Annotated in this window: 3 protein-coding genes; 2 read left to right on the top strand and 1 reads right to left on the bottom strand. The window is 75.7% G+C overall.

The genetic code is table 11. The features are described 5' to 3' along the window. Window positions 1-268: 268 nt before the first annotated feature. Window positions 269-1684: an MFS transporter gene (locus BUE44_RS06270; protein ID WP_073494703.1), complete on the bottom strand. Its 1416-nt coding sequence runs from the start codon at window positions 1682-1684 to the stop codon at window positions 269-271. A 1218-nt stretch (window positions 1685-2902) separates the two neighbouring features. Here BUE44_RS06270 and BUE44_RS06265 point away from each other — a divergent pair. Continuing rightward, window positions 2903-5161, top strand: a complete 2259-nt coding sequence (locus tag BUE44_RS06265) for an asparagine synthase (protein ID WP_107415635.1) — start codon at window positions 2903-2905, stop codon at window positions 5159-5161. 535 nt (window positions 5162-5696) lie between these two features. Then, the gene (locus BUE44_RS06260) at window positions 5697-6890 is read left to right on the top strand and encodes a DNA polymerase III subunit delta' (protein ID WP_073494701.1); all 1194 of its coding nucleotides are present in this window, start codon (window positions 5697-5699) and stop codon (window positions 6888-6890) included. The last annotated feature ends 21 nt before the right edge of the window (window positions 6891-6911 follow it).

Genomic DNA, 6911 nt, shown 5'->3' with positions numbered 1-6911 from the left:
CCCTCAGGGGCGCGGGGAACGGCGCGACCAGCCGTCGAGGGGCCGCACGTCGCCACCGGCCGCAAGGGGCTGTCTCTGTCGTGTCCGGACCACCGTTCGGTGGTGGGTTGCGCGCGCAGTTCCCCGCGCCGCCCCTGAAGGTTGCCGTCTGCGCGAGCCGGCGCCGTCCGGGGGCGGGGGTACCCCCAGACGAAAGTCTGGGACCGGCCCACGGACCGGCACCCCCGTGCCGTAGAGGAACCGCGCCCCCCGCGGCCGGGGGGAGGACTTACGCGGGTGCGGCCAATAACGGCCGCGCGCGTTCGCGGAGTTCGAGCACGCGCGGCTCGTGGGAGTAGGGCTCCAGGCGGTGGAGGAGGTCGCGGACGTACTCGGTGGTGCGGGCGGAGGAGATCCGGCCGGCGACCTCGACTGCCTTGACGCCCGCCGCGCAGGCCGCGTCGAGATTGCCGGACTCCAGTTCGGCGACGGCGGAGACGACGAGCCGCAACCCGTGCGACCGCACGAACTCCTCCGTCGGCTTGGCGAGCGCGTGTTCGGTGAAACGTTGGACCTGGCGGGGGATGCGCAGGTCGCGGTAGCACTCGGCGGCGTCGGCGGCGAGCCGGTCGTAGGAGTAGAAGCCGAGCCAGCTCGGGTCGGCGTCGCCCTCCCTGGCCCGTTCGAGCAGCGCTTCCGCCGCGGCGAGCGAGGCCCCGCAGGCCGCCGCCTCGCCGGCTTTGGCGTGGGCGCGCGCCTCGACGAGGTGGAAGAAACTCATCGTGCGGGCCGTCGCGAGGCCGCGGTTGCGCTCCAGGGCGGCCTGCGCGAGGTCGACGCCCTCGTCGGCGAAGTTGCGGTACGTCGCCTGCAGCGACATCGACGCGAGCACGTATCCGCCGAGCGGCACGTCCGCGGCGGCCCGGGCGAGCCGCAGCGCCTGGATGTAATACCGCTGGGCGGCCTCCTGCTGACCGGTGTCGAAGGCCATCCACCCGGCCAGCCGGGTCAGTTCGGCGGTGGCGCCGAAGAGCGCGCGGCCGACGTCGTCGCTGTACGAGCCGAGCAGCAGCGGCGCCGCCTCGACCCGCAGGCACTCCGGCACCATGCCGGAACGCCAGTCGCCACCGCCGTACTTGGAGTCCCAGCGCCGGGCGTCCTCGGCGGCCTCGCGGAGCTTGGAGACATCGGTGTGCCCGACGTGCGCCATGCCGGGCGCGGGCGCGTCGCGCGCGACCGTCGCGTCGGCCGGGGTGATCAGCCAGCGGGACGCGGGTGTCACGTAAGCGCTCACTGCGAAAGATCCGGCCAAACTCTGCCAGATTCCGGAGCCGCCCGGCCCGCGCCGCCCGGCGAGGTCCAGCCGCCACAGATCGGTGGCCGATTTCACCGCCTCGCCGACGTCGCGCGGGAAGGCGAGACCGACCTCCGGTGCCGGATCGGCGTCGGCGAGCCCTATCTCGTGCAGCGGTACGGGACGGCCGAGCTTGCTGCCGATCGCGGCGGCGATCAGATGGGGCGCGGCGCCCTGCGGCACCATGCCCTTGGCGACCCAGCGGGCGACCGACGTCTTGTCATATCGCAGCGTCAGACCGCGTTGTGCGCCAAGGTCGTTGACCCGGCGGGCGAGTCCGGCGTTGCTGATGCCGGCCAGACCGAGAAGGGTGCCGAGTTTCTCGTTCGGCCCGCGGTGTTCTCTGTTCACTGCGGTTCACCTCGTGATGCCGCTGGGGCAGGCCGGCGGGCCTGGTCTGTCGTCGGGGCTGCGGGGGCCGCCCTCCCCTGGAGTCCGATTCAGCCACCGCGGGGGCCCGTTGGCGGCGAGCGCGGTGCCTGTGCCGGATATCCGAGCCGCACGTACGGGTGCGAACCGGATACACCCAGCGTAGTTCGCCGCCTCCCGACCGTTAAGGGTCTCGTGTCGGATGGCGCGAATCCAGCCCCTTACCCGAACGCGCCCGTAGCGCGGAAAGTGCCCCGCCCGAACATCCCCCGGCGATCCGATGATCGACGGCCGGCGACGCCAGGAGGGGGGCCGGCGGACCGCCGTCGGCGGTGAGCGGCGTGTGCTCCCGGTATATGTGGCCGTGCGCCCGCCTGTGCGCTCTGTGCCGAAGCGGGTGCGGGCGGTTGCATGGTGAGCCGTGGGTCGGCCCGCGCTTCCGCCAGGCGGCTATGGCGGGGTGCGGCGGGCCAGCGAGTTCCGCTGCCACAATCCCCGCGGGTGGCGGACCGGCCCGGGGGGCGTTGAGTCGCCCCCCGGGCCGTGTGTCGTGCGCGGGCCGCCCATCCGTTTCCGGGCGCCCGCGGGCCGCGTTCCGGCGGCCGGACGCGACCGCCGGGGGCGAGGAGGGCACGCCTCGCCGTGCACGCGCCGTAGTCGTGCTCGGCTTCCGTCGTCGCTCCACGTCGCGGCTGCGGTGCGGCGGCGGCGTGCCGAACGGTGATCAGCGACGCCGCGGACGAAGATTCCGCGGCGGGAAACGATCGCCGCCAACTGCCCCTGTTACCCGGCATATCACCTCCGGCATGTGCCCGGCGTGCGCCGCCCCCGCGCCAAAACTTTGGCGCGAACCCGACGTTTCGGCCGGGCGGCGACTCCCGCCCCCCGCGGCTGTCCGCAACGCCCCGATTGCGTACCTCCGGCGGGCCCCGGCTGACATCTTTCTGTTGTTGGTCCGTTGCGGATCCGCGTCGATCGGCCTCGATCCGCGTCGGTCGCCGTGCTGTTCCTCGGCGGCGGCCGGGCATCCGGCGCACGAACCGGCGCACCCGGGAGCACTCATGCGCCTCCTTGCGGGTGTCCACGTGGCAGCATGGTCTTTCGGACGTCAGACGTGGCGGCATGGCGGGGCGAGGCGCGCGCGAGCAAGCGGTGGGTCGGAGCCTGCGCATCGGCTGTCCACAGCCTGTGGAGGCGACGATGCGGTGGTTGGTGGGGTGGAGCAGTGCCACCGCGGGTCCCGTTCACGGCGACAGCGGGCGCACCCTGCTGCCGGTCGGCGCCCAACTCCTGTGGGGAGACCTCGATCCGCTGTGGGCGGTGGGCGACTGGCGCCCTGACGAGGTGCGGGTCGTGGACGCGGACTCCGCGCACCCGGGAGGGACGTACGGCTCGTCCTCGTACGCATCCCCCACGTCCGGCACTGCCCGCACCTCCGGCGGCAACGGCAGCGCGTACGGCGGCGGTTACGGCTCGCGCGCCAACGGCGGTACGGGCGGCGGCTCGCAGGGCATCGCGCGGCTCGCGATCCTCGGGCGCTGCGGCGCCAGCGACGCCGACCTGCGGCTCGGCCTGCTCGCCGCCCGCGGCGGTGCGCTGCGCCATGTGACCGCCTGGCCCGGCAGTTACACCGCCGTCCTGCAACTGGGCCGCCGCATCACCGTGCTGGGCGACCTCGCCGGCGCCAGACCCGTCTTCCACACCCGCTTCTCCCGTGGTACGGCCTACGCCACCGCCGCGCTGCCGCTCGCCGACCTCATCGAGGCCGGGCTCGACGTCACCCACCTGGCCGCCATGCTCGCCTGCCCCGACGCCCCCGAGGCGCTCGGCGACGGCACGCCGTACCTCGGAGTACGCCGCGTCCCACCCGGCCACGCGCTGACCCTGCGCGACGGCGCCCCCGAGATCACCGGCTACGAGCCCACCGCCTCGCTCGCCCTCGGCCATCAGCCGGCCACCGCCGCGGACGCCGACGCGGCCATCGCGGCGATACGCGACGCGCTCGTCGAGTCGGTACGGGCGCGGCTGGCGCAGCCCCGGTTCGTGCCCGACGCGGGCGGCCTGGGCCACGAGGAGGACCCCTTCGGCAGCGGGCTGATCCCCGCCCCCGGAATCGGCGCCGACCTGTCGGGCGGCAGCGCCTCCGCCACGCTGGCGCTGCTCGCCGCCGGACTCCCCGGCATGCCCGGCACCCTCCCGGGCGCGCCCGGCTCGCTGGCCGGCGAACGCCTGCTCGCCGTCACCTTCAACGACCTCACCGAAGGCGGACGGCCGCTGCGGGACGGCGAGCTGGCCAGGGCCGGCGAACTGGCCGCCGACCCGCGGCTGCGGCACGTCGTCGTACCCGGCGGCGCGGAAGCCCTGCCCTACGCCGACCTCAACGGCGGCCCCGCCGTACCGCTCACCGACGAGCCCGGCCCCTCGCTGATCGTCGCCGAACGCCACCGCCGCCGGCTCGCCGCGGGCGGCGCCGACCACCTCATCGGCTTCGGCGCCCGGCAGGTGCTCGACGCGCACCCCGCTCGGCTCGCCGACCTGCTCATGGACCGGCGCCGGCGGCACCTCGTACGGCCCGTCGCCGCGCTGACCCGGGCCGGCGGGTCCGCTGCCGCGGGGCCGGCGGTGCTGGTGCCCTTCACCGTGCCGATCACCGTCTACCGGGCCGCGCGGCGGCTGGCCCGCACCCCTTATCAACAGGGTGTGGAGGACGCGGCGGCCCGGCTGCTGCGGTACGCCTCCGACGGGTCCTTCGGCGTCTCCCTCGGGGGGTCCGACGGTCCCATCGGGGCGTCGCTCGCCGCGATGGCCTGGGTGCGGCCCGGGCCGGCCGCCCGATGGCTCACCGGCGAGGCGCTGGCCGAGGTGTCGGTCCGGCTGCAGGACGCGGCCAGGCGGCCCTGGCCGATCGAACGCCCCGGCGAGCGGCGGGCCCGAGCCGCGCTCGCCCGGCACGCCGCCGACTTCCGCGTCCTGGAGCAGGCCGCCGCCGTCCCCAGCCAGCGGCTGCACGCGCCCTACCTCGACAACGCCGTCGTCCGCGCCGCCCGCGCCCTGCCCGGCGCCCTGCGCGTCCGGCCCGGCGCGCGCGCCGACATCCTGCGCGACGTGCTCGCCAGCGCCGGCGTCCGCGACCTGCCTGCCGGCTGGGGCGCCGCCTCCCACACCTCGGCCACGGCGGCGGCCGCCAGGGCCGGCGTCCGCTCGGCGATCGACCCGCTGATCGAGCTGTTCGAGGCCCCGCTGCTGGCCGACGCGGGCCTGGTCGACGCGCGGGCCGTACGCGACGCCCTGCGAGCGGCGGCCTCCACGCCCGCGGCTCCGCTGGACGGCCTGGGGGAGCTGGTCGCCGTGGAGCTGTGGCTGCGGCGGCTGCTGGCGCGGCGGGGTTCGTGCTGGACCGGCACGGAGTCGCCTGGGCGGCGGGCGGTTGCGAGTGGGGTGCAGCGGCTCTCCCTCTGAGCCTCTGAGTACGGTCCGCCTGCGGCGGGCTGGGCCGCGGTGGGGTGCGGCTTGGGCGGGGGCGCCTGGCGCGCGGTTGCGGTGTGCGGGCTGCGGTGGGGGCAGCCGCTCGCCGCCGTGGGTGGGGGCGCCTGCGGTGCGTGGGCGGGTCGGGGCCACTCCGGGGAGTATCTCCTCGGACCGCGCACCTCGGCACTTTCCGAACCTTCCAGCGGCCATCGTGCGCAGTCCTGCGGGGACACCCCCGGATCGTCCCCTCCTGCGGTGCGTCGGCGGCCAACGGTCTGTGGGGGTTGGGTGGGGGCAGGGCGGGGGCCGCCGCCGGGTCGTCCCCCCTCCTGCGGTGCGTTGGTGGCAACGGTCTGTGGGGGTGGGGGCAGGGCGGCGGGCCGCCGGTGGCGAGGGAGGCGTCGCGGGTGGCCTGCTCGCGGAACTGCCATGTGCACGGGCACGCGCGGGTGGGCACCCGTCCGGTGGTGGCATGGGTGTCAGCGGCATGGCGCAGAATGGAGGCCTGTGGCGAAGGGAGTACGCGGTGACCGTATGGGACGACGTGGTCGGCCAGGCCCATGTGGTGGCCGAACTGTCCGCTGCCGCGGCGGACGCCGACGCTCTCGTGACGTCCGGTGGCGCCGGGTCGCGTATGACCCACGCCTGGCTCTTCACCGGCCCCCCCGGGTCCGGCCGTTCCACCGCCGCCCGTGCCTTCGCCGCCGCACTGCAGTGCGTCAGCCCCGACCGGGCGCTCGGTGCCGCCCCCGGGTGCGGCTTCTGCGACGGCTGCCATACGACGCTGGTCGGTACGCACGCCGACGTCGAATTCGTCCGCACCGACCTGCTGTCCATCGGCGTCAAGGACACCCGGGACCTGGTGCGGCGGGCGTCGCTGTCCCCGGCGGTCGGCCGTTGGCAGGTGATCGTCATCGAGGACGCCGACCGGCTGACCGAGGGCGCCGGGAACGTGCTGCTCAAGGCCGTGGAGGAGCCGGCGCCCCGCACGGTCTGGCTGCTCTGCGCCCCCTCGGTGGAGGACGCCCTGCCGACGATCCGCTCGCGCTGCCGGCTGCTCAGCCTGCGCACACCGTCCGTCGAGGCCGTCGCGGACGTGCTGACCCGGCGCGACGGTATCGACCCGCGGCTCGCGGCGGACGTCGCGCGCGCCACCCAGGGCCACATCGGGCGGGCCAGGCGGCTGGCCACCGACGAGTCGGCGCGGGAGCGCCGGGCGGCGGTGCTGCGGTTGCCGCTGCGGGTCGGCGACATCGGCGGCTGCCTGCGTGCGGCGCAGGAACTCGTCGACGCGGCGGCCGAGGACGCCAAGGCGGTCGCCGAGGGCGTCGACGCCAAGGAGACCGAGGAGATGCGGGCCGCCCTCGGCGCCGCGGCGGGCGCGGGCAGCCGGATGCCGCGTGGCACCGCGGGTGCCATGAAGGAACTCGCCGACCGCCAGAAGCGCCGCTCCACCCGCACCCAGCGCGACTCCCTCGACCTCGCTCTCACCGACCTCGCCTCCTTCTATCGCGATGTGCTCACCGTCCAGTTCGGTACGGGCGAGCGGATCGCCAATACCGAGGTCGACGACGGCATCCGGCAGATCGCCGCCACCTCCCGCCCCGAGCACAGCCTGCGCCGCATCGAGGCCGTGCTCGCCTGCCGCGACGCCCTCGACCGCAACGTCGCCCCCCTCCTCGCCGTCGAGGCCATGACCCTCGCCCTCCGCGCGGGCTGACCCACCGCCCGCGCCCCCCGA

Origin of the sequence: Actinacidiphila paucisporea, assembly GCF_900142575.1 — a bacterium.
GTDB classification, from domain to species: Bacteria; Actinomycetota; Actinomycetes; order Streptomycetales; family Streptomycetaceae; genus Actinacidiphila; species Actinacidiphila paucisporea.
Note: the sequence above shows the minus strand (reverse complement) of the source record. Positions and strands in the feature narration are given on the sequence as shown.